The following is a 21,787-nucleotide window of genomic DNA, read 5'->3' as shown; positions in this document are numbered from 1 at the left end:
GGCGATGTGGGGAGTGACGCCGTGGAACGCTCTGGACCGCCGCAGACACCGGACAAGGGCAAGGGCAAGCCGCCCTGGCGCTCGGAGGGCCTGCCCGGCACGCCCGGCGGGCGGCCCAAGATCAATTGGTGGCGTTTCGTCGTCACGCTGCTCGTGGTGTACGCGGGCTTCTTCGTGGTGTCGTCGTTCGTCGACAGCGGATCCGTGGAGACGATCTCGTACACCGAGTTCACCAAGCAGGTGAACACCAAGAACGTCAAGGACATCTACGCCCAGGGCCTGTCGGTCGAGGGCGATCTGCGCAAGGCGGCGAAGAACCCCGAGGGTGGCGAGACGTACACGCGCTTCGCCACCGAGATCCCGGCCTTCGCCAACACCGACCAGCTCGACCAGCAGCTCGCCACCGGTCAGGTCGAGATCACCTCGCAGCCCATCACGCGCGGGTTCTTCTCCAACCTGCTGCTGTCGCTGCTGCCCGTGCTGCTGCTGGCCGGTCTGTGGATCTGGATCATGCGCAGGGGCGCCAGCATGATGGGCGGCGGCCTGGGCGGGCTCGGCAAGTCGAAGGCGGCCAAGCCGGTCGACGCGGGGCAGGTGCGGGTCACGTTCGAGGACGTGGCGGGCATCGACGAGGTCGAGAACGAACTCGTCGAGATCGTCGACTACCTCAAGGACCCCGGCAAATACCGCAGGCTGGGCGCGAAGCTGCCCAAGGGCGTACTGCTGGCCGGGCCTCCCGGCACCGGCAAGACGCTGCTGGCCAGGGCGGTCGCGGGCGAGGCCAAGGTGCCCTACTTCTCGGCCAGCGCCTCCGAGTTCATCGAGATGATCGTCGGCGTGGGCGCCTCGCGGGTGCGCGACCTGTTCGAGGAGGCGCGCAAGGTGGCGCCGTCGATCGTGTTCATCGACGAGATCGACGCCATCGGGCGGGCCAGGGGCGGCGCGGGCGGCATCGGCGGCCACGACGAGCGCGAGCAGACGCTCAACCAGATCCTCACCGAGATGGACGGCTTCTCCGGCGCCGAGGGCGTGATCGTCATCGGGGCCACCAACCGGCCGGAGATCCTCGACCCGGCGCTGCTGCGTCCGGGGCGCTTCGACCGTACGGTGCAGGTGGGCCTGCCCGACGCGGCGGGGCGTACCGCGATCCTGGTCGTGCACACGCGCGGAGTGCCGCTCGACGGAGAGATCGCCCTTGACCAGCTCGCCAAGACCACGCCCGGCATGACCGGCGCCGACCTGGCCAACCTGGTCAACGAGGCCGCCCTGCTCGCCGCCAAGCGCGGACGCGACAAGGTCACGATGGCCGACTTCGCCGACGCGCTGGAGAAGCTGCAGCTCGGCGCGGCCCGCAGCATCGTCATGCCGGAGGAGGAGCGCACCCGCACGGCCTTCCACGAGGCCGGGCACGCGCTGCTCGGCATGCTCCAGCCCGGCGCCGACCCGGTCAGGAAGATCTCGATCATCCCGCGCGGCCGGGCGCTCGGCGTCACGCTGTCCACCCCCGACACCGACCGCTACGCCTACGACGAGCAGTACCTGCGCGGACGCATCACGGGCGCGCTCGGGGGCATGGCGGCCGAGCAGGTCGTGTACGGCGTCATCACCACCGGCGCCGAGAACGACCTGGAGCAGGTCACCATGATCGCTCGCGGCATGGTCGGCCGGTGGGGCATGTCCGAGAAGGTCGGCCCGCTGACCATCCTGCCCAACGACGGCCAGCAGCCGCAGGCGTCGCCCGCCACGCTGGCCACGGTGGACGAGGAGGCGCGGCGGATCGTGGACGAGTGCTACGAGCGCGCGGTCCGGATCCTCACCGACAACCGCGACAAGCTGGACGCGATCGTGGTGGCCCTGCTGGAGCACGAGACGCTGGACGAGGCGGGCGCGTACACCGCCGCCGGTCTCCCCGGCCCGATCGAGACCCGCGTCGCGCCCGTGGCCATCCCGCACCGTCCGGCGGCGTCGAACGGGTCGCATGATTCGCATGGTTCGCCTGGTTCGAACGGGGGGCCGGTTGCCGTAGAGCCTGCGCCGGTGGAGGTCGGCGAGCCCGAGCCTCGTCCGTAAGTTCGGACACTTTCCCAAGAATTAGGACAATTCGGACGTTGCTTCGGGTCCGGCAAGGGAACATCTCCGACAACTGGGATCGGGGGATCGTCGTGACACTGAATGACGAGCTTCTCGCCGGACTCGGAGACTCGGGGCTGGAACAGATCGCCGGGATGCTCGGCACCGACTCGCTCACGGCCCGCAAGGTCATCGAGGCGGTGTCGGGCACCATCGTCGGAGGCATGGCCCGCAACGCCGCTCACCCCGACGGCGCGGACGCCCTGCGCGACGCGCTGGAGGACCACCTGGACGCCGATCCGTTCAACGGCGACGTGGCCTCGCTCACCCGCGACGGGCACAGCATCCTCGGCCACGTCCTGGGCGGGCAGGGGACCGAGCAGGCCGCGGCCGGGCTGGCGCAGCTCGCCGGGGTCGGCACGGTGACCATCATGAAGCTCATGCCGCTGCTCGCCCCCATGATCATGTCGCTGCTGGCCAACCGGGCCGCCGACCGCGACATGGACGCCGGCGCCCTGGCCGACTTCCTCGACCGCGAGCAGGCGTCCCTCCCCGGCGGGCTGGGCGAGCTGCTCGACAGGCTGCTCAACGGCATCTTCGGCGGGAACGTGCCGCGCCAGGGCCTGCCGTACGAGCCGTACCGGACCGAACGCCAGGTCACACCCGGGACGTCCGGCGGCATCGGCACCCCGTGCACCGAACGCGAGATCACTCCCGGCACGTCGAACTCCGAGTGGTGAACCCCACAGACGGCACGTCGCACTCCGACCGCCGACCCGCACCGCCTCCGACCTCGGCAGACCCCCGACCGGTGACCCGGCGAACCCCGACCGATGGACCTTGACCTGCGGGCCCTGACCTGCGGACCTTGACCGGTGGACCTTGACCGGTGGGTCCCGAGCGGTGGGTCCCGAGCGGTGGGTCCCGAGCGGTGGGTCCCGAGCGGTGGGTCCCGAGCGGTGGGCCCCGATCGGGCCCTGACCGGTGGCCCCGGTCGGTGGGGCGCGGCCGGTGAACCCACAGGCCCCGTCGTCAGACGCTCGTTCGTCGCGCCCCTGGCCGCAGACGGACCACGGGCGGTGGCCGGTAGGCTGGGTCGGTGATCGTTCTGGCCTCAGCCTCCTCCACCCGCCTGGCCCTCCTGCGCACCGCCGGCCTCGACCCGAAGGTGATCGTCAGCGGGGTCGACGAGGACTCCTTCTCCGCCCACTCGCCCGCCGCGCTCAGCCTGGTGCTGGCCAAGGCGAAGGCGGAGGCGGTCGCGAGCGGGCTCGAAGAGGGGCTGGTCATCGGCTGCGACTCGATCCTCGAACTCGACGGACGCCCGTACGGCAAGCCCGCCACCCGCGAAGAGACCGTGGAACGCTGGCGCCTCATGCGGGGTCGCACGGGCCGCCTCGTCACGGGCCACTGCGTGATCGACGTGCCCGCGGGGCGTCAGGTGGCGGAGGTCGCGACCACGGTGGTGCACTTCGGCCAGCCGTCGGAAGAGGAGATCGCCGCCTACGCCGCCACCGACGAGCCGCTCGGCCTCGCGGGCGCGTTCAGCATCGAGGGGCGCGGCGGCTGGTTCGTGGAGGGCATCGAGGGCGACCACGGCAACGTGCTCGGGATCTCGCTCCCGCTGCTGCGTGACCTGTTCGCCGAACTCGGCTACGCGGTGACGTCTTTCTGGCGCTAGCCTGCCGGGCATGCGATCAGTGCGCGATTTCACGGCCGGTGTCGGCTTCTTCCTCCAGGGGTTCGGGTGGGTGGCCAGGAACGGCCGCTGGTGGGCGTTCGGGTTGATTCCTGCGCTGATCGCGTTCGCCGTGTACGTGGTGGCGCTGATCTTCCTCGGTACGAACGCGTCCGACGTGGCCGAGTTCCTGACGCCGTTCGCCGATTCGTGGAGCTGGCGGGAGCTGTTCCGGACCCTGGTGGGCATCGCGCTGTTCTTCGGAGGGCTGGCGCTGGCCGTGATCACGTTCACGGCTGTCACGCTGGTCATCGGGGAGCCGTTCTACGAGAAGCTGTCGGCGGCGGTGGACGTCCTGGAGGACGAGCACGAGCAGCCGTGGTGGCGTACGCTGCCGCGCTCGATCCGCGACAGCCTGGTGACGCTCTTCTACGTGCTGCTGTTCACGATTCCGCTGTTCTTCCTGGGGTTCATTCCGGTGGTGGGCCAGACGGTGGTGCCGGTGCTGGGGGCCGCCGTGTCCGGCTTCTTCCTCACGGTGGAGTTGACCACGCTGTCCATGGAGCGGCGGGGGATGGCTCGCAAGGAACGGTTCGCGCTGCTGCGCGCCAACAAGGCGAGCGCGCTGGGCTTCGGGGTGGCCGTGTTCGTCCTGTTCCTGGTGCCCCTCGTGTCGGTCATCGCCATGCCTGCCGCTGTGGCGGGTGCGGCCCTGCTCGTACGTACTCGCCTGGCTTCGGTGGCATGACACGTACGGGTGCGGCCCGCCCGAACCCGCCTTGGCCTCGGTCTCATGACCATCCGTGGCCCTCACCCTCTACGCCCCACCCAGTCATCGCCCCCGCCCCCGCCCCCGCCCCCGCCCCCGCCCCTGTGCCCGTGCCCGTGCCCGTCACGGCGTGCGATCGACCTCATCACGTCGTGCGATCCGCCTCACCACGAGCCTGACCACCACACCGCACTGAGCCGCTCGGCACCGGCTGCGGACGGCGGCCCCGCAGCCGTTCCGGCCGCAGCCGTTGCCACGCTTGTCCACAACCGCCGAGCCTGGTTCCACGGTTATCCCCAGAATCGCGTTCGGCGGCCTGCGTGCCAGTCCTGGCCCGGCACCCTTTGGACCCATGACGACCAACCACTACACCTCCAGCCCCACCCCCAGGCCCTATCCCTTCGGCACACCCGCTCCCGCTCCCGCTCCCGCTCCCGCCCCCGCACCCACCCCAACTCCGCACTCCGTCCCCAACCCGCACTCCGTCCCCGATCCGCACTCCACACTCAACCCGCATCCCACCCACAACCCGCACTCAGCCATCAATCGGCATACCATCACCACCTCTCACCCCACCACCACCGCCAACCCCGGGGGTTCCGACTCCCTGAGCCGCAAAACCCTGACGTCCTCACCCACGCCACCACCCCCACGATCCGCGTCCCTCTCCCTCTCCGCCTCACTCTCCCCCTCCTCTCCTTCCCCCTCGTCGTCCGGTTCGTCGTCATCGTCGTCCTCGCCGTTCCCCTCCACAGAGCCCTGTCTCACCCTCACCAGCCCCACCGACATCCTGGCCGCCGTGCCCTACCTCGTCGGTTTCCACCCCTCCGCCAGCCTGATCGTCATCGGCCTCGCACGGGGCCAGGCCAAGATGGTGGCCAGATGGGGTCTGCCCTTTCCTCCGGGGACCCTTGATGCCATGACACCCCTCTTCGGCCGCGAGGGCATCACCGATGTCGTCATCGTCGGCTACGGTCCAGGTGAGCTGGTCACCCCGGCCACCGACGAGGCCAGAGTCCTCGCCGCCAAGGCTGGGGTCCAGGTGGGCGAGGCCCTGCGCGCCCACGAAGGCCGCTACTGGTCGTACATCTGCGATCTGGCGGCCTGCTGCCCTGCGGAAGGCACTCCGTACGACCTGTCCACCTCCCAGATAGCCGCCGAGGCCACGGTGCGCGGCCTGGTGGCGCTTCCCGATCGCGAAGCCCTGGAACGTACCATCGCCCCCATCGCCGGTCCCGTACGAGTGGCGATGCGCCGAGCCACGTTCGAGGCGATCGCAGACTTCCGAGCCCGGCTCATGTCCGCGACCAATCTCGAAGTCTTCGCCGAACAGTTCGTGTCCGACGGCCTGGCAAGAGTGCGATCAGCCCTGGAGACCCATGCCGAGGGCGGTCGCCTGAGCGACGCGGAAGCGGCGAGACTGGGGCTGGACCTGTTGGTCATGCGAGTCCGCGACGAGGCATGGACCCGCATGGACGAGTCCCATGCCCAGCTCTGGAAAGACCTGACCCGCAGGCTGGAGCCCCGCTTCGTGCCTCCGGTCGCGTCCCTGCTCGCGATGGCGGCCTGGCGGGCAGGCGACAGCGTCCAGGCGACTATAGCCCTCGAACGCGCCCTGACCACCGACCCCAGCTACTCGATGGCCAACCTGCTCATGCACGCCCTCCAGAACCTTCTCTCCCCGGCCATCCTCCGAGATCGCCTGCCGACTCCGGCAGAGCTCGATTCCGCCATGGGCCCCACCACAGCCGCCTGGCTCCTCCCCTTGATCAACGTCCTCGATGACGACGACCTACCTCCCACCCTGGAGTGACCATCGGCCAGGGCGGCGTCTGCCGAACATCGGTCGCAGAAGTCTGAGGCGCGCAGGACTGCCGCGCCCCGTCCAGGCGCGCATCAGATCACAGCGACTCCCGCACCCGGCACCGACGACCGACCCCGCCCACACCCGCCACGCACCCGACTCCACGGCCGAGCCCACGACGCCGTACCAGGACAGGACGCCGTACCCGGACAGGCCGCCATGACGGACAGACCTCGTGAACGGCCAGCCGTCATGACCGAAGAGACCCGATGGGCAGAGGGGAGCCCGTTGTCACCGGCAACCCTGAACAGGTGGGGCAGATCACCGCATACCCCGATAGGAAAGGGGTGGAGGGAGGGAAGAATCAGGGGTGGGTAGGGGAGACTCTAAAGGCCGTTGTTGCCCTCTTCCTTCTTGCGACGCTCGTTGTACGCGCGCATACGCTGCGGGTATCCGGTGAGCTGAACGTCGTACACCGGCAGAGCAAGATCACGGGCGACCTTGTGGATCACTGCGGGCGAGCCGACCCTGCGCCGGGTCCACTCGCCGTCGTCGGCCACTGCCACGGCGGTGGTGTCAGTGGCGAAAGTCTCCGGTTCGACGTAAAACTCCACACCACGCCGCGAACGAGCAAAGGCGATGAGCGCCTCGATGTCGGCGTCTGTCGCCTCGCGGTCGAACTTCGCGATCTTACGTCCGCGTAGTCGACGAATGCCGTAGCGGTCTCGCCATCTCATGAATCCTTTTTATACCGTCTGGAGCCCCGGCGTCGGGGATGATCTAGGGGACAGATCCGGGTTTCTCCCGATGGCACGAGACGTTACGAGGACGCAGTATGGGGGGTGACAGCTCGATTCTCTAGGGAGAGGCATGGCGATTATGGCTGGGGTACCGAGAACCCCCGGGCCGGGGCAGGTGCCGCCGGCGCATCTGCGCGTCACCAACCAGGACCGTGAGGATGTGGTCGAGCACGTCAAGGCGGCGTATGCGGAGGGCCGCTTCGACAAGTTCGAGTTCGACGAGCGGCTGGAACGTGCGATGACGGCGCGCACCCACGGCGACTTGATGCCCATCATGAACGAGTTGTACGGCGTCCAGGTGGCGCCCCGGCCCGCTTCGCCGCCACAGCGTCCGGCCGGTCCGCAGAACATGACGGAAAGCAACGAGCGCCTCGGTGGGGCACTGGCCCACCTGCTGGCCGTCGTCGGTTTTCCGATCCTGGGGCCCCTGCTTCTGCTGTTCACCGGTGGCAAGACTTCGCCCTACATTCGCAGGCATGCGCTGGAGGCGCTCAATTTCCAGATCACGGTGGTGGGAGCCTCGGTATTGCTGAGCCTGACCATTGTCGGTGTGGTGCTGGTGCCCTTCATCTGGGTCGCGGCTATCGTGCTGTCGGTCGTCGCCGGCGTCTCGGCGCTGTCGGAGGGGAATTTCCGGTATCCGATGACTGTCCGCCTGGTGAAGTGAGCCGCCGAGACGGATTCGTCATCGCCCCAACAATTTCGATCCCGTCCCGTGAACTGCGGAAATCTCTCCTTTCCAGGCTTGGGTGAGCCCATCGGCCGGTCATCCGCTTCCAGGCTTGGGTGAGCCCATCGGCCAGTCATTCGCTCCCAGGCTTGGGCGAGCCTGGACGGCCAGTCACTCGCTTCCAGGGCTTCGGTGAGCCCATCGGTCGGTCACCCGCCGTGCGGTGGGCTGGGCGCCCTGCCTGTTGTGCCATGCCGGTTCACTCGGCTGATACGTTCGCGAGATCAGCCATCGGATTCGAGCTTTCACGGTTACGGAGAGTAGTACGAACGCGGTCATGGAAGTACTGAAGGCGAATCGCGCGCTGTTGAACCGGCTGCTGCCGGACACCGACCTCGGGGACGTCACTGTCCACGAAGGGCAGTTTCACCAGGTGGTGATCGGGGCCGACCGGGTCGTGTGCCTGGCCCGTACGGATGCGGCAGCCGCCCGCCTACCGCAACGCGCCGCCACCCTGCGGGCGTTGGCCGGGCTCGACCTGGGTTTCCGCATACCGGAGCCGCTGCAAGAACGGAGTCGGCGGAAGACGGGCAAGGGCCTGCCAAGGCACGAAGCCGGGGACACGGCTGAGTCCCGACGCGAGCACCCACCGCTCGCTCCCTCCGCTCCCTTGAGCGTCTCGGCGAGGGACGACGGCGGCGCTGAGGCAGCGGCCGGGGTCACGCCTGAGCACGGTGTTAGCCGCGCGGATGAGGTCAGGTGCGAGTACGGCGATCGCTGCGTGGACAGGGCCACGTGTGCGTGTGGCGATGGCTTGGTGAGTGGGGTCGGGGGTGCTTGTGGTGATGGCTTGGTCGATGGGATCGGATGTGCGTGTGGTGATGGCTGCGTGGACGGGGTCACGTGTGAGTGTGTCGATGACCGCGTGGATGGCGTGCCGTTCCTTGTGCTGAGCCGGGTTCCCGGGGCGCCCCTGGAAGTTGGCGTGGTCGCGGATCCCGAGGTGGCCGAAGTCGTGGCCAGTCAGTACGTCGCGCTGCTGGCCGGGCTGGGCAAGGCGGTGGGCAGGGCCGGTGAAGAGGCACGGGCGGTGTTGACGACGACGGAGGGACGGTGGCGTCAGTTCGTGGCGGACGTTCGGGCCGAGCTTTACGGGCTCATGTCCGAAGACGGCCGCCTACTGGCCGAGCGGCAGCTCGCGGCCCTCGACGACCTGCCCGACCTCGCCGTAGCGGTGGTGCATGGCGATCTCGGCGCCGAGAACGTCCTGTGGGAGCGGGACGATGACGGGCTGCCACGGCTGAGCGGGGTCGTGGATTGGGACGAGGTCTCCATCGGCGACCCCGCTGAGGACCTGGCTGCGCTCGGAGCCTCGTACGGGGACGGGTTCCTGGAACGGGTCCTCAGGCTGGGCGGCTGGCGGGACGATGACGACCTGCGTCGCCGTATCACCGCCATCCGGGGCACCTTCGCGTTGCAGCAGGCCCTGTCCGCGCTCAGAGACGGAGACCAGGTCGAGCTGGCCGATGGCCTGACCGGGTACGTGGCGATACGCAGCGATGTGGGTTGATACCCCGTAACAGGGATGGGACGTACGGGATAGGACATACGGGACGGGGCGGACGTACGGGATGGGACGTACGGCTGGCCGTCGATCGGCCAGAGTCGGCTTTGGAGCCTGCATGGTGCCAGTCCCGTCGTCGTCACGATGCCGGCGGTGGAGGCATCGCCGTTGTTCCCGTAGACGGGCAGCGGTCCGCCGTCTCCTGCCTGGAGGTAGCTGCAGGTGGTGTTCGGGGTTGGGTATTTGATCAGGGGCAGGTGGCCGCCGGTCGACGGTTGCCTTGGGCTGTGGCCTCTTCTCGCAGGACGAGGCGAGATGATCTTTTCTGCACGTGAGGCGCGTTGGCCGGGCTGCCCGGTATGTTGCCGGGACCGCGTGTCCCGTTGCTGGGCTGAGACATAAGCGATCATGGCCGCCTGCCGACCTGCCGACCTGCCAACCTGCCGATCCGCCGATCCGCCGATCTGCCGACCCGTGGGCCTGCCGACCCGTGGGCCTGCCGATCTGCGGGCCTGCTGGCGTGTCGGCCTGTCGCCTGTCGCCTTGTCAGCGTGTCGATCTGCCGCCTGCCGACGTGTCGATCTGCCGATTTGCCGATCTGTTGCTCCGCCGATCGCCTCGCCTGAACGCTGAGTGGCTTCGGCGGCGGGCTCGTCTGCAGGACTCCTCAACCAGGTGCGTCACGCAGAGCGCGGATGTTGAAGACGGGGCTGGTCTTGTCGTCGGCAACGGTCCGGGTGCCGTTCATACGTTCGGTTTCCCTTTCGTTCGCAGCTCGTACGTGCTGTCCCTCTGAAGCGCCCACACCGGGCATGTCAGGCCCGGTCATCGCCTGTGGCAGCGTCGTGTTGCCGGTCGGTTTCGGGGCGCGGTGGATCGCCACCCCACGTCCTGGTCTTCGATCCCGGCGACTGGGCGGCAACCGGCCGTCGTCCGTACGGTGGCGCTCGTGCGAGGCGGGAGGGCGTTCAGTGCGAGGCGGGAGGGGTTCGGTGTGAAGTGGGAGAGGGTTCGGTGTGAAGTGGGAGGGCGTTTGGTGTGAAGTGGGAGGGGGTTCGGGTGGGCTGAAGTGGGTTGCCGGGCGTGGGTCGCGTAGATCCTTCCGGGGGTGGGTGCGGCGGGCTGGGGCATGCGCGTTGAGCTGCGGTGGCCGTCGGTAGATCTTCGCTGGAGGGCCTTTTTGCGGACGAGGGGAAGACCGTAGCATCGGTGAATGCGTTTTGCCGCATTTGTCATATTTTCGGCAGGATGGATCGCGGTGACCACCACCCCGGCCTCCGCCATCACCAACGGTTCCGCCGATGGCAACGCGCACCCAGAAGTAGGGGCCCTCATCGGCGACCAGGCCAATCCCGACGGCACGTGGAGCTACTGCACGGGCACGCTGATCTCGCCCACGGTCTTCCTCACGGCCGCCCACTGCGGCGATCCCGGGCAGAAGACCGCCAAGGTCACCTTCGACGGCGAGTACAAGCCCGGGGACACGCTCTACACCGGCCGGTTCGTGCCAGACCCGCGCTTCAAGGACTCCGGAGAGCTGCACGACATGGCCGTCGTGGTCTTCTCCGCGCCCGTCCAGGGTGTCAAGCCCGCCCAGCTCCCCGAGCCCGGTCTGCTCGACCGGGTCAAGGCGGGCGGCGGTATGGACGCGACCCGCTTCACCTCGGTCGGATTCGGCTCGCTGGCCACGACCGCACTGCCCACGAGCAAGAAGAAGCACGCCCAGGAGTACAGCTACCACTACGCCGACACCCGCAACCAGGCGTCCATCTCCTTCAAGGGCCTGTCGGGCAAGTGGCTGGACCTGATGCCGAAGGCCAAGACCGACGGCAGCACCTGCTTCGGCGACTCCGGCGGCCCGAACTTCATGGGCGGTCCCGACTCCCACCTGCTGGTGGCGACGTCGATCAGCGGCGCGGACGACGCCTGCAAGCTGACCAACTACGACTACCGGCTCGACACCCCGAACGCCCGGCACTTCCTGGGCAATTACGTCACCCTCCCGGACACCGCCACCGGCTGACGGGCCGACCAGGACCCGAGGCAGCGCCGCAACGCCAGGGCCGCAACGTCAGGGCCGAAACGCTGGTGCACGCAACGTCAGCGCCGCAACCGCAGCACTACAACATCAGGGACCGGACGGTGTCCACCGTGTCCGCGTCTTCCACGCGCTTGTCGGGCCGGTAGCGCAGTACGCGGGCGAAGCGCAGGGCCATGCCGCCCGGGTAGCGGGGAGAGCGCTGCACCCCGTCGAACGCGATCTCCACCACCAGCTCCGGCCGCAGCGTGACCGTCCACGAGTCGGTGGGGCCGTCGGCGAGATCGAGGAAGCGCTCGGTCTGCCAGGCGAGCAGCTCGTCGGTCAGGCCCTTGAACGTCTTGCCCAGCATCACGAACCCGCCCTCCGGGTCGCGGGCGCCCAGGTGGAGGTTCGACAGTTTGCCCTCGCGGCGCCCGTGGCCCCACTCGGCGGCCAGGACGACCAGGTCGAGCGTGTGCCGCGGCTTGACCTTGATCCAGCCCGCGCCGCGCCGCCCGGCCGCGTAGGGGGAGGCCGACGACTTGACCACCAGCCCCTCGTGGCCCGCCTTCACCACGTCGGTGAAGAACCGTTCGGCCTCCGCCAGCTCATCCGTCACCAGCCGCGGCGTCAGCAGGCCCTGCGGCACCGTGCGGGTGAGGGCCTCCTGGCGCTCGGCGTAGGGCAGGTCGAGCAGGTCGGCGCCGTCGATCCGGAGGGCGTCGAAGAAGAAGGCGGTGAGCGGGGTCTGCTCACGCAGGTGGGCGACGTTGATCTTGCTGGACACGCGGCCCGCGGTCACCTGGAACGGGTGCGGCCGCCCGTCGGGGCGCAGGGCGATCACCTCGCCGTCGAGCACCAGATCGTCGGACGGCATCTCCAGCACGGCCTCGACCAGCTCCGGCACCTGCGGCGTGATGTCGTCGAGCGTACGGGTGAACACGTGCACCTCGGACCCGGAGCGGTGCGCCTGCACGCGGATGCCGTCGAGCTTCCACTCCAGCGCCGCCGGCGTGCCCGCCTTCTCCAGGGCCGCCGCCACGTTGGGCGCGCTGCTCGCCAGCATGGGCGCGACCGCCCGCCCCACCTCCAGCCGGAACGCGTGCAGCGCCGCGACCCCGCCGCTCAACGCCGCCGCCCCGACGGCGGGCAGCCAGCCACGCAGCGTGAGCGCCCGTCGTACGTCGGCCGACGGCGCGCCGGAAGCCTTGGCCACCGCCTCGATCATGACGCCGTCGAGCGCCCCCTGCCGCAGCTCCCCGAACAGCAGCCGCCGCATGAACTGCTGCTCCTGACTCGCCAGCCCCGCGAACAACTCGGTCACGAGGGCCTTGCGCGCCGCCTGCGAGCCCTGCCCGGAGACGGCCTTGATGCGGCTCAGCAGTTCGTCGACCACGGTCAGGGTGGCGGTGGCGGCCAGCTTGGGCTGGGGGATGTCCTCCAGCGTGCGCCAACCCACGCCCACCTGCCGCTGGGGCAGCTCGCCGGAGAGGTAGGAGATGGCGATCTCCGCCTCCTCCGGGCCGACCCGCCCCAGTAGCTCCGCCAGATGGCCGATCTTGCCGAGCCTGGCGGACGTGCGCGTCACCGCCTCGGAAACCCGGACCACGTCGATCAGTAGCACACGCCTATGGTGCCTTACGGCGGCGACATTTCCCCACCTGATATCTGCATATCTGCAGAGAGTGTCAGTCAAGGAGGCGAGGAATGGGTTATGGGGCAAACCGTGGGAGCGCCTTCGGCGGACGGCGTCCGGCGGTGAACGGGCGGTGAATGGCCGCGGTTCTCGCGGCCGGGGCCGGCCTCCGCGTAGGGAGACCGGCCCCGGGCCGGAAGATCGCGTACGTTCCGGAGAACGCACCGCCGATCTACGTCAGCTCGCGCCGAGCAGGTGAACCTGCGTCAGCTCGCGCCGAGCAGGTGAACCTGCGTCAGCTCGCGCCGAGCAGGTGGGCCTGCGTCGGCTCGCGTTGAGCAGGTGGGCCTGCGTCGGCTCGCGTTGAGCAGGTGGGCCTGCGTCAGTTCACGCCGAGCAGGTCGACGACGAAGATGAGCGTCTCGTTCGGCTTGATCCGCGGGGGCGCGCCGCGCGTGCCGTAGCCGAGGTGCGGCGGGATGACCAGCTTGCGCCGGCCGCCGACCTTCATCCCCGCGACCCCCTGGTCCCAGCCGCCGATGACGCGCCCGGCGCCGAGCGGGAACTCGAAGGCCTGGCCGCGGTTCCACGACGCGTCGAACTCCTCCCCGGACGAGAACGAGACGCCCACGTAGTGCACGCTGACCGTCTGGCCGGGCTTGGCCTCGGGGCCGTCGCCCACGGTCAGGTCCTCGATCTCGAGGTCGGCGGGCGGGTTGCCGCCAGGGAAGTCGATCTCGGGCTTCTGGAGTGCCACGAATTCTGCTCCTGTTAACGGTTGTTTCGAGTGTTCGGCCGATGTGAATCGACCCGACGACTCTATTCGCTCGGGATGCCGTCCTCGCTCATGGCCACCGTGTTCATGGCCATCGTGTTCATGGCCACCGTTTCTTCGACCCGCGACCCGCGTCCGGCGGACGGGCAGGAGTCACCAGCTCTGGTGCAGCGGCATGCCCTCCGTGTACCCCGACGAGCTCTGGATCCCGACGACCGCCTGCTCGTGGAACTCCTCCAGGTTCGAGGCCCCCGCGTACGTGCACGACGACCGCAGCCCGGCCACGATCGCGTCGATCTGGTCCTCGACGCTGGGCCGCTTCGGGTCCAGGTACATCCTGGACGTCGAGATGCCCTCCTCGAACAGCGCCTTCCTGGCCCGTTCGAACGCGGAGTCGTCGGCGGTCCGCAGCCGTACGGCCCGCGCGGAGGCCATGCCGAAGTTCTCCTTGTACTTGCGGCCGTTCGCGTCGATGTGCGTGTCTCCCGGCGACTCGTACGTGCCCGCGAACCAGGATCCGATCATCACGTTGGACGCCCCGGCGGCCAGTGCGAGCGCCACGTCGCGGGGGTGGCGTACCCCGCCGTCGGCCCACACGTGGCGGCCCAGGCGGCGGGCCTCGGCGGCGCACTCCAGCACGGCGGAGAACTGCGGACGGCCCACGCCGGTCATCATCCGGGTGGTGCACATGGCGCCCGGCCCCACCCCGACCTTGACGATGTCGGCCCCGGCGTCGGCCAGGTCGCGTACGCCAGAGGCGGTCACCACGTTGCCGGCCGCGACCGGCACGCCCGGGTCGAGGGCCTTGACGGCGTGCAGGGCGGAGACCATCTTCTCCTGGTGGCCGTGCGCGGTGTCCACGACCAGGCAGTCGATCCCGGCGTCGAGGAGTTCCTTGGCCCTGGAGGCCACGTCGCCGTTCACGCCGACGGCGGCGGCGACGCGCAGCCTGCCCTGGGCGTCCACGGCCGGTTGGTAGAGGGTGGCGCGCAGCGCACCCGTACGGGTGAGGATGCCGACCAGCCGCCCGTTCTCGTCCACGATGGGCGCCAGCCGGTGGCGTCCCTCGTGCAGCCGGTCGAAGGCGCCGCGCGGGTCGAGCCCGGCGGGCAGGGTGAGCAGCTCGCTCGACATCACCTGCGAGAGCTGCGTGTACATGTCGACGCCCTGGCAGTCGGCCTCGGTCACGACGCCGACGGGACGGTTCTCCCAGTCGACCACGATGATCGCGCCGTGCGCCCGCTTGGGCAGCAGTTGCAGGGCCTCGCCGACGGTGTCGTGCGAGGTCAGCGTGAGCGGCGTGTCATGGACGAGGTCGCGCTTCTTGACCCAGTCGACGACGTTCGTCACGACGTCGATGGGGATGTCCTGCGGGATCACGGTGATGCCGCCCCGCCGTGCCACGGTCTCGGCCATGCGCCGACCGGCGACCGCGGTCATGTTCGCCACGACGATCGGGATGGTGGTGCCCGTGCCGTCGTTCGTCGAGAGGTCGACCGCGAGCCGCGAACCGACCGCGGAACGCGACGGGACCATGAACACGTCGCTATAGGTCAGGTCGTATTGGGGCTCTAGGTCGTTGAGAAATCTCACATTCATCCATGGTATGTGCAGTTGCGTTCTCTCAGGGTTTTCCCCCTTTCCCGGGGGCTTATGATCGGCCGGGATACTTTTGGGGGAGGAGGTCCGGTGAACATCACCGAACGGGCCGAACTGGTCGTGGTCGGCTATGCCGTACGAACCAGCAACGCCGATGAAATGGATCCCGCGCGGGCCAGATTGCCCGCGCTCTGGCAGCGCGCGGGAGCGCCGGGGGCCTTCGCGCATGTGCCCGGCCGCGTGGACGAGAATCTCTACGCCGTGCTGACCGACTACGAGAGCGACCATCACGGGGCCTACACGCAGATCGTCGGCACCGGGGTGCGTACAGTGCCGCGTCTGCCCGAGGGCATGGTGGCCGTACGCGTGCCGGCCGGTCAGGCGCTGCTGCTGGAGGCTCGCGGCCCGATGCCGCAGGCGCTCGTCGAGTCGTGGCAGCAGGTGTGGAAGCACACGGAGTCGGGGGGTACGCCGTCGCGGGCGTTCACCACGGACCTCGAGGTGCACCACCCCGACGGGATCGACCTTTACGTGGCCGTGTAGTCCCGAGGTAGTCCCGAGCCGGGCGCGGCGCGCGCCCGGCTTCAGGGTCCCGGTGCGTCCGCGGCCGCGCGCGTCCGGCCTCAGAGGCCCAGTGCGTTCGCGGCCGCGTACGCCCGGCTTCAGAGGCCCAGTGCGTCCGGCTTCAGAGGCCCAGTGCGTCCGCGGCCGCTTCGACGGCGGTCGGCCGGACCTCTTCCAGCGGCAGATGCGCGTATTCCACCGCGCAGTCCGACATGCCGCCCAGCGCCACCGTCGCCCGGATGTGCTGCGCCTGCGTGACCTCGGGCCCCAGCAGCATGGCGATCAGCTTGCGCCGCCACTCGAACATGCGTACGCCCAGGTCCAACTGGCTCAGGGTGGCCAGCTCGCGCACGATCATGACGATCACCTGCCGGTGCCGCCATAGCAGCTCGAAGTAGTCGTCGAGCAGCCTGCGGGGGTCGCCGCCAGGCTCGCGTTCGGCGACGAACCGCTCCAGGTCGTCCACCATCGGCCGGACGATGCTGCGTACGAGGTCGTCGCGCGAGGCGAAGTGGTAGTAGAGCGCGGGCTTGGTGATGCCCAGCCGCTCGGAGATCTGCCGCAGGCTGGTGTTCTGGACGCCCTGCTGCGCGAACAGCTCGCGGGCCACCTCCTGGATGCGGGTCTTCGTGTCGCTGGGCATGCGCCCAAGAATACTCCTTACCTATCGTTAAGTAAGACCGTCTGCTAGCGTGCTTACTTAACGATAGGTAAGGAGCGGCATGAAGGTTCTCATCTCGGGGGCCAGCATCGCGGGGCCGGTGCTCGCCTACTGGCTCACCCGCTACGGCTTCACCGTCACGCTCGTCGAGCGGGCCCCGGCGCTGCGCAAGACGGGCGGCCACGCGGTCGACCTGTTCCGGCCCGCGATGGACATCGTGGAACGGATGGGCGTGCTGGAGCAGGTCCTGCACAGGAAGACCGGCACCGAACGGCTCACCCTGCACCTGGAGGGCGGCACGCGCCCGATCGAGGTGGAGCTGCGGCGCATCCTGGGGGCGGTCTCCGACCGGCACGTCGAGATCATGCGCGACGACCTCAGCGAGATCTTCTACGACGCCACCCGCCACGACGCCGAATACGTCTTCGGCGACTCCATCACCTCGATCTCCGAGGACGGCGAGGTCACGTTCGAGCGCGGCGAGCCGGCCCGCTTCGACCTGGTGATCGGGGCCGACGGCCTGCACTCCAACGTGCGCCGCCTGGTCTTCGGCCCCGAGCAGGGCCTCACCACGTGGATCGGCGGTTACCTGGCCGTCGCGTCGGTGCCCAACCACCTGGGGCTGGACGGCCGGATGGAGGTCGTCACGGGCGTCGGCAGGATGGCCGGCATGTACGGGGCCGCGCACCTCGACGACGCGCGGGCGGTGTTCCTGTTCAGGACGCCGGCCCCGCTCGACTATCACCACCGGGACGTCCCCCGGCAGAAGGACCTGCTGCGCGCCCACTTCGACGGCATGGGCCGCGCGGTGCCCACGCTGCTGGCCGAGCTGGAGCGCGCGACCGCGTTCTACTTCGACTCGATCACCCAGCTCCACCTCGACACGTGGTCACGCGGCAGGGTGACGCTCGTGGGGGACGCGGGCCACTGCCCCGGCCCGGCGGTCGGGGGCAGCACGAGCCTGGCGGTCGTGGGGGCGTACATCCTGGCGGGGGAGCTGGCCGCGCACGGCGGTGACCACACGCGGGCCTTCCCCGCCTACGAGGCCGAGATCGGCGACTACGTACGCCGCAGCCGCACGTTCGCCGTCAACGCGGCGCGGCGGGTGGTGCCGGGCAGCCGGTTCGACCTGTGGGCCATGGCCCAGGGAGTGCGGCTGGTCAACCGCCTGCCGGTCGCCCTGACCAGGGCCGCGTCCAAGATCGGCAGCAAGGGCATGCGGCTGCACGACTCGATCGAGCCGAAGGACTACCCGGCCCTGGCCGGGCGCTCACGCGAGCACCCCCTGGCCACGTAGCTTGTCGGCCTCCTCCTGCGACAGCCCCCAGCCGGACAGGTCGGTCAGGTGAGTCGCGGGGGAGAGGTCCTGGGCGGGCACGCCGAGCAGGCGGGGCGCGGGCACGGGGTGGGTGACGCCGCCGACCTGGACGAACGAGTCGCGTGCGACGTTGTGCGGGTGGGCGGCGGCCTCGGTCATGGACAGCACGGGCGCGACGCACGCGTCGGAGCCGTCGAAGATCGCCTCCCATTCGGCCCGCGTGCGCTTGGCGAACTCCTCGGCCAGGCGGGCCTTCAGCGCGGGCCACCGCGCCCGGTCGTTCCTGTCGGGCAGGTCGGGCAGCTCGTGCAGGCCCATGAGCCGCACCATCGTCTCCCAGAACTGCGGCTCCAGCGAGCCCACGGCCACGTGCCGGCCGTCGGCCGTCTCGTACGTGTCGTACTGGGGGGCGCCGGTGTCGAGCAGGTTCGTGCCCCGCGGCCCCCAGTGACCGCCCTGGACGGCCTGGTAGAACATCGAGAACAGGATCGCCGCGCCGTCCACCATGGCCGCGTCGATCACCCGTCCCGCGCCCGTGCGCTCCCGTTCGAACAGGGCCAGCAGCACCCCGTAGGCCAGCATGAGCCCGCCCCCGGCGAAGTCGCCCAGGATGTTGACGGGAGGCGTGGGCCGCTCTCCCTCGCGTCCCAGCATCGACAGCACGCCGGAGATCGCGAGGTAGTCGATGTCGTGCCCGGCCGTCGGGGCGAGGGGGCCGTCCTGACCCCAGCCGGTCATCCGGCCGTAGATCAGCCGTTCGTTGACGGCGTGCAGGTCGGCGGGCCCGATGCCGAGCCGTTCCGCGACGCCCGGCCGGAACACCTCGATCACCACGTCGGCGCGGCGCACCAGTTTCTTGAAGGCCGCCACGCCCTCGGGCGCCTTCAGGTCCAGCCCGATCGTGTGCTTGCCGCGGTCCATCACGTCCGTACGGGGCCGGTCGGAGACCGCCTTGACCCGGTCGACCCGCAGCACCTCCGCGCCGTGGTCGGCCAGCATCATCCCCGCGAACGGGCCGGGTGCGAGCCCCGCGAGCTCCAGCACGCGCACCCCTGAAAGCGGACCCCGGCGAACCTCAGGCATCGGCCTCTCCTTGCTGTGGACCCCGCCCCAGTAGAACAACATTCGGTGATCTGGTGCAACCCGGCCTTGCCGACCTTCCCGCGAAGCGCTGGGAGGTATGGGAAACTTGCCCACTGTTCGGGTGGTCTACAGATGGTCGCGTCCGGCGGCCGTCCGCAGCAGGCGCGTGCGCCGCTACAGAGGTAGGACATGGTTTCGGAGAGCAACCGGCTCATCGCAGCGCGCTACCAGTTGCTGCGCGAACTGGGTCGCGGGGGGATGGGCGTGGTCTGGGAAGGCCGCGACACACTGCTGAACCGGCAGGTGGCCATCAAGGAGGTGCTGCTGCCTGAGGGGCTGTCGCCGGGCGACCAGGAACGCCAGCTCCTGCGGACCGCCCGCGAGGCGCGCACCGCGGCCAAACTGAACCATCCCTCCGTCGTCGCCGTCTACGACGTGGTCGAGGAGGGTGGCCGGCCGTGGATCGTGATGGAGCTGGTGAGCCACCCCTCGCTCGAGCAGGTGGTGCTCGGCACGGGCGCGCTGCCGGTACGCGAGGCTGCCGACGTGGGCAGGCAGGTGCTGTCGGCGCTGCGTACCGCCCACGAGGCCGGCATCCTGCACCGCGACGTCAAGCCGAGCAACATCCTGCTCGCCGACGACGGCCGCGCCGTGCTCATGGACTTCGGCATCGCCACGGTCGAGGGCGACGCCTCGCTCACCAGGACCGGCATGGTCACGGGCTCGCCGAGCTTCCTGGCCCCGGAACGGGTACGCGCCGAGCACGCCGGGCCCGCCTCCGACCTGTGGTCGCTGGGCGCCACGCTGTTCGCGTGCATGGTCGGCCGCTCGCCGTTCGACCGGGGCGACCCCATGGCCACGCTCAACGCGCTGCTCACCGAGGAGCCCGACTACCGCAGGATCCCGCCGATCATGCACCCGGTGCTCAAGGGCCTGCTCCGCAAGGAGCCCGCGGACCGGGTGAGCGCCGAGGAGGCCGACCGGCTGCTCGCGGAGATCATCGCCGCCCGGCCCGCCGCCGCCGACATGGACGCGCCGAAGCGCAGGAAGGGCCGGGGTCCCGGCCGGGCCCTGCTCGCCGCGGCGGCTACGGTGGTGCTGGTCGTCACGGGCGGCACGGTGGTGTACTTCAGGTCGGCCTCGCCGGCCGAGGGCGCGCCGCGGCACCCGGCCCAGCCGGCCGCCGCGACCAGCCCGCTCACCCCGGCCGAGACGCCCACGGCGCAGCCCAGCGCGACGCCCACCCCGTCGCCGACGCCGAGCGCGGCCGTCCCCGTCGTCCGGGTCTGGAAGTCGCCGGAAGGCTGGTCGATCCTGCGGCCGACGGCCTGGCGGGGCTCGCGCGCGGAGGCTTTCGCCGAGTGGACGCGCCGTGACCGCAGGGCCCACCTCGGCGTCGAGTCCGTCTACGTCACCCTCGACCCGAACCAGATCATGCGCGACACGCAGGAGACGTTCCGGCAGAACGCCCAGGACGTGGTCGAACACGACCAGCGGACGGTCAAGCACCAGGGCGTCAAGGCCGTGGAGTGGGAGTTCTCCTGGACGGCCGGACCCGCCGGGGACGCCCGCTGGCCCAAGCCGGGCACCCGCTACCACGAGGTACGCCGGGCCGTGGCCATCGGCGACACCGCGTACATGCTGTCCTGGACGGTCGCAGAGAACCAGTGGCAGCGCAACCGGGCACTGATGCGACAGGTGATCGCCAGCTTTACTGTGGGGGCATGACCCCCTGGAACCTGCTCGCCCTCCCGCCGCTCCCCGAAGAGGTCCTGCGCGGCCTGCTGGCCCCGCTCGGCGACCGGGTCGCCGTGCGCGTGCCCGCGGCCCGCGACCGTGACGCCCTCCTGGCGGCGCTGCCGGAGGCGGAGATCGTGGTCGGCGACTGGACGGGCGCGCTCGCCATGGACGCCGAGGCGGTCCGGGCGGCGCCCCTGCTGGCGTTCGTCCAGCAGCCGTCCGTGGGCGTGGACGGGCACGACCTCGACGCCCTGGCGGCGGCCGGGGTGCCGCTGGCCAACACGCCGGGCATCAGCGCCGTGGCGGTCGCCGAGTGGTGCCTGGCCGCCACGCTGTCGCTGGCCAGGCGGCTGGGCGCGGCCGACGCCGCCGTACGCGCCGGTGAGTGGCCACAGCAGGCGCTGCAGCCGTACGAGCTGCGCGGGCGGCACGTCGGCGTCGTCGGCTACGGGCCGATCGGGGCGGGCGCCGCGCGGATGTTCCGCGCCCTCGGCTGCCAGGTCTCCTACTGGACCCGCACGCCGCGCGAGGACCCCGGCTTCGCGGAGCTGGACACGCTCGTGTCCGCCTGCGACGTCGTGGTGGTGGTGATCGCGCTGTCGGAGGAGACCCGCGGCCTGGTCGACCCGGCGCGCATGAAGCGCGGGGCCCTGCTCGTCAACGCGGCCAGGGGCGGCGTGGTGGACCAACCGGCGCTCGTCGAGGCGCTGCGCGAGGGCAGGCTGGGCGGGGCCGCGCTCGACGTGTTCGACGTCGAGCCGCTGCCCGCCGGCGACCCGCTGCGCGACCTGCCGAACGTGCTGCTCTCCCCGCACGTCGCGGGCGTCACCGCGGAGGCCACCGGCCGCCTGCTCACCGCCACCCTGGACAACCTGGCCGCCGCGGTCGAAGGCAGGGAGGTGGACGGAGTGGTAAACGGCGTCCCATCAATGATCAACAGGAAATTTACGCAATCGCCTGCCATATAGGGCATCCACCTGGCACGATAAACAGTTTTCGTGTCTTTAACGACCCCGGTCTGGTTCGAGTCGGTCAT

At 70.0% G+C, this 21,787-nt stretch carries 19 protein-coding genes and 2 pseudogenes; 13 read left to right on the top strand and 8 right to left on the bottom strand.

Annotated features, from left to right (window positions below; all coding sequences use genetic code 11):
* Positions 1-21: 21 nt before the first annotated feature.
* The 4 genes from ftsH (at position 22) to ACZ6S0_RS39005 (ending at position 4,496) form a co-directional block, all read left to right on the top strand.
* Positions 22-2,070, top strand: coding sequence for an ATP-dependent zinc metalloprotease FtsH (gene ftsH / locus ACZ6S0_RS39020; RefSeq protein ID WP_465924363.1), 2,049 nt, complete (start codon positions 22-24; stop codon positions 2,068-2,070).
* Positions 2,071-2,162: 92 nt separating this feature from the next.
* Positions 2,163-2,810: a DUF937 domain-containing protein gene (locus tag ACZ6S0_RS39015; protein ID WP_465924362.1), complete on the top strand. Its 648-nt coding sequence runs from the start codon at positions 2,163-2,165 to the stop codon at positions 2,808-2,810.
* Between the two features lie 359 nt (positions 2,811-3,169).
* Positions 3,170-3,751: a Maf family protein gene (locus tag ACZ6S0_RS39010; RefSeq protein ID WP_465924361.1), complete on the top strand. Its 582-nt coding sequence runs from the start codon at positions 3,170-3,172 to the stop codon at positions 3,749-3,751.
* A 10-nt stretch (positions 3,752-3,761) separates the two neighbouring features.
* Positions 3,762-4,496 carry an EI24 domain-containing protein gene (locus ACZ6S0_RS39005; RefSeq protein WP_465924360.1) on the top strand — a complete coding sequence of 245 codons (735 nt, stop codon included), beginning with the start codon at positions 3,762-3,764 and terminating at the stop codon, positions 4,494-4,496.
* Between the two features lie 588 nt (positions 4,497-5,084).
* Here ACZ6S0_RS39005 and ACZ6S0_RS39000 read toward each other — a convergent pair.
* Positions 5,085-5,306: a hypothetical protein gene (locus tag ACZ6S0_RS39000; protein ID WP_465924359.1), complete on the bottom strand. Its 222-nt coding sequence runs from the start codon at positions 5,304-5,306 to the stop codon at positions 5,085-5,087.
* A 10-nt stretch (positions 5,307-5,316) separates the two neighbouring features.
* On the opposite strand from ACZ6S0_RS39000, the gene ACZ6S0_RS38995 reads away from it, so the two are divergent.
* Positions 5,317-6,330, top strand: coding sequence for a DUF4192 domain-containing protein (locus ACZ6S0_RS38995; RefSeq protein WP_465924358.1), 1,014 nt, complete (start codon positions 5,317-5,319; stop codon positions 6,328-6,330).
* 377 nt (positions 6,331-6,707) lie between these two features.
* Here ACZ6S0_RS38995 and ACZ6S0_RS38990 read toward each other — a convergent pair whose 3' ends face one another.
* Entirely contained in the window at positions 6,708-7,058 is a 351-nt protein-coding gene (locus ACZ6S0_RS38990; RefSeq protein WP_465924357.1) for a hypothetical protein, read from the bottom strand.
* Positions 7,059-7,191: 133 nt separating this feature from the next.
* Here ACZ6S0_RS38990 and ACZ6S0_RS38985 point away from each other — a divergent pair, with 133 nt between their 5' ends.
* From ACZ6S0_RS38985 to ACZ6S0_RS38975, 3 genes and pseudogenes are all read left to right on the top strand, one after another.
* The gene (locus ACZ6S0_RS38985) at positions 7,192-7,788 is read left to right on the top strand and encodes a magnetosome magnetite crystal formation protein family (RefSeq protein WP_465924356.1); all 597 of its coding nucleotides are present in this window, start codon (positions 7,192-7,194) and stop codon (positions 7,786-7,788) included.
* A 442-nt stretch (positions 7,789-8,230) separates the two neighbouring features.
* Positions 8,231-8,362, top strand: a pseudogene (locus tag ACZ6S0_RS38980) (phosphotransferase); the annotation flags it as partial.
* A 333-nt stretch (positions 8,363-8,695) separates the two neighbouring features.
* Positions 8,696-9,361: pseudogene (locus tag ACZ6S0_RS38975) on the top strand (phosphotransferase family protein); the annotation flags it as partial.
* Positions 9,362-10,022: 661 nt separating this feature from the next.
* On the opposite strand, the gene ACZ6S0_RS38970 reads toward ACZ6S0_RS38975, so the two are convergent.
* Positions 10,023-10,238 carry a hypothetical protein gene (locus ACZ6S0_RS38970; RefSeq protein WP_465924355.1) on the bottom strand — a complete coding sequence of 72 codons (216 nt, stop codon included), beginning with the start codon at positions 10,236-10,238 and terminating at the stop codon, positions 10,023-10,025.
* 375 nt (positions 10,239-10,613) lie between these two features.
* Here ACZ6S0_RS38970 and ACZ6S0_RS38965 point away from each other — a divergent pair, with 375 nt between their 5' ends.
* Positions 10,614-11,378, top strand: coding sequence for a trypsin-like serine protease (locus tag ACZ6S0_RS38965; protein ID WP_465924354.1), 765 nt, complete (start codon positions 10,614-10,616; stop codon positions 11,376-11,378).
* Between the two features lie 97 nt (positions 11,379-11,475).
* Here ACZ6S0_RS38965 and ACZ6S0_RS38960 read toward each other — a convergent pair whose 3' ends face one another.
* The 3 genes from ACZ6S0_RS38960 to ACZ6S0_RS38950 form a co-directional block, all read right to left on the bottom strand.
* On the bottom strand, positions 11,476-12,999 hold the full coding sequence (locus tag ACZ6S0_RS38960) for an ATP-dependent DNA ligase (protein WP_465924353.1): 1,524 nt from the start codon (positions 12,997-12,999) through the stop codon (positions 11,476-11,478).
* Between the two features lie 394 nt (positions 13,000-13,393).
* A complete protein-coding gene (locus tag ACZ6S0_RS38955) occupies positions 13,394-13,768 on the bottom strand; it encodes an FKBP-type peptidyl-prolyl cis-trans isomerase (RefSeq protein ID WP_465924352.1) in 375 nt (124 codons plus the stop codon).
* Positions 13,769-13,939: 171 nt separating this feature from the next.
* Positions 13,940-15,379 (bottom strand): GuaB1 family IMP dehydrogenase-related protein, encoded by a 1,440-nt coding sequence (locus tag ACZ6S0_RS38950; protein ID WP_465924351.1) that lies wholly within the window; start codon positions 15,377-15,379, stop codon positions 13,940-13,942.
* A gap of 96 nt (positions 15,380-15,475) precedes the next feature.
* Here ACZ6S0_RS38950 and ACZ6S0_RS38945 point away from each other — a divergent pair, with 96 nt between their 5' ends.
* Positions 15,476-15,928: a GyrI-like domain-containing protein gene (locus ACZ6S0_RS38945; protein ID WP_465924350.1), complete on the top strand. Its 453-nt coding sequence runs from the start codon at positions 15,476-15,478 to the stop codon at positions 15,926-15,928.
* A gap of 142 nt (positions 15,929-16,070) precedes the next feature.
* Here the strand turns inward: ACZ6S0_RS38945 and ACZ6S0_RS38940 are convergent, their stop codons facing one another.
* Positions 16,071-16,592, bottom strand: a complete 522-nt coding sequence (locus ACZ6S0_RS38940; protein WP_465924349.1) for a TetR/AcrR family transcriptional regulator — start codon at positions 16,590-16,592, stop codon at positions 16,071-16,073.
* Between the two features lie 79 nt (positions 16,593-16,671).
* On the opposite strand from ACZ6S0_RS38940, the gene ACZ6S0_RS38935 reads away from it, so the two are divergent.
* A complete protein-coding gene (locus ACZ6S0_RS38935; protein WP_465924348.1) occupies positions 16,672-17,907 on the top strand; it encodes an FAD-dependent monooxygenase in 1,236 nt (411 codons plus the stop codon).
* On the opposite strand, the gene ACZ6S0_RS38930 is transcribed toward ACZ6S0_RS38935, so the two are convergent.
* Positions 17,881-19,011, bottom strand: coding sequence for a CaiB/BaiF CoA transferase family protein (locus tag ACZ6S0_RS38930; protein WP_465924347.1), 1,131 nt, complete (start codon positions 19,009-19,011; stop codon positions 17,881-17,883). The two genes, ACZ6S0_RS38935 and ACZ6S0_RS38930, sit on opposite strands and share 27 nt — an antisense overlap.
* Positions 19,012-19,200: 189 nt before the next feature.
* Between ACZ6S0_RS38930 and ACZ6S0_RS38925 the strand changes: the two genes are divergently transcribed.
* Together ACZ6S0_RS38925 and ACZ6S0_RS38920 are read left to right on the top strand one after the other, a co-directional pair.
* Positions 19,201-20,739 (top strand): serine/threonine-protein kinase, encoded by a 1,539-nt coding sequence (locus ACZ6S0_RS38925; protein ID WP_465924346.1) that lies wholly within the window; start codon positions 19,201-19,203, stop codon positions 20,737-20,739.
* Positions 20,736-21,719, top strand: coding sequence for an NAD(P)-dependent oxidoreductase (locus ACZ6S0_RS38920; protein ID WP_465924345.1), 984 nt, complete (start codon positions 20,736-20,738; stop codon positions 21,717-21,719). The genes ACZ6S0_RS38925 and ACZ6S0_RS38920 overlap by 4 nt, the downstream gene beginning before the upstream one ends.
* Positions 21,720-21,787 lie beyond the last annotated feature (68 nt).

Source organism: Nonomuraea sp. NPDC051298 (genome assembly GCF_055586305.1).
The sequence above is the reverse complement of the archived record's forward strand: the minus strand, read 5'-3'. Positions and strand labels throughout refer to the sequence as shown.

What these genes read in the sequence shown, in the direction of transcription:
- ACZ6S0_RS38925 (WP_465924346.1), top strand. Translation starts at nt 19,201, where the DNA reads ATGGTTTCGGAGAGCAACCGGCTCATCGCAGCGCGCTACCAGTTGCTG.
- ACZ6S0_RS38935 (WP_465924348.1), top strand. Translation starts at nt 16,672, where the DNA reads ATGAAGGTTCTCATCTCGGGGGCCAGCATCGCGGGGCCGGTGCTCGCC.
- ACZ6S0_RS39005 (WP_465924360.1), top strand. Translation starts at nt 3,762, where the DNA reads ATGCGATCAGTGCGCGATTTCACGGCCGGTGTCGGCTTCTTCCTCCAG.
- ACZ6S0_RS38930 (WP_465924347.1), bottom strand. Translation starts at nt 19,011, where the DNA reads ATGCCTGAGGTTCGCCGGGGTCCGCTTTCAGGGGTGCGCGTGCTGGAG.
- ACZ6S0_RS39000 (WP_465924359.1), bottom strand. Translation starts at nt 5,306, where the DNA reads ATGTCGGTGGGGCTGGTGAGGGTGAGACAGGGCTCTGTGGAGGGGAAC.
- ACZ6S0_RS38920 (WP_465924345.1), top strand. Translation starts at nt 20,736, where the DNA reads ATGACCCCCTGGAACCTGCTCGCCCTCCCGCCGCTCCCCGAAGAGGTC.
- ACZ6S0_RS38985 (WP_465924356.1), top strand. Translation starts at nt 7,192, where the DNA reads ATGGCGATTATGGCTGGGGTACCGAGAACCCCCGGGCCGGGGCAGGTG.
- ACZ6S0_RS38940 (WP_465924349.1), bottom strand. Translation starts at nt 16,592, where the DNA reads ATGCCCAGCGACACGAAGACCCGCATCCAGGAGGTGGCCCGCGAGCTG.
- ACZ6S0_RS38990 (WP_465924357.1), bottom strand. Translation starts at nt 7,058, where the DNA reads ATGAGATGGCGAGACCGCTACGGCATTCGTCGACTACGCGGACGTAAG.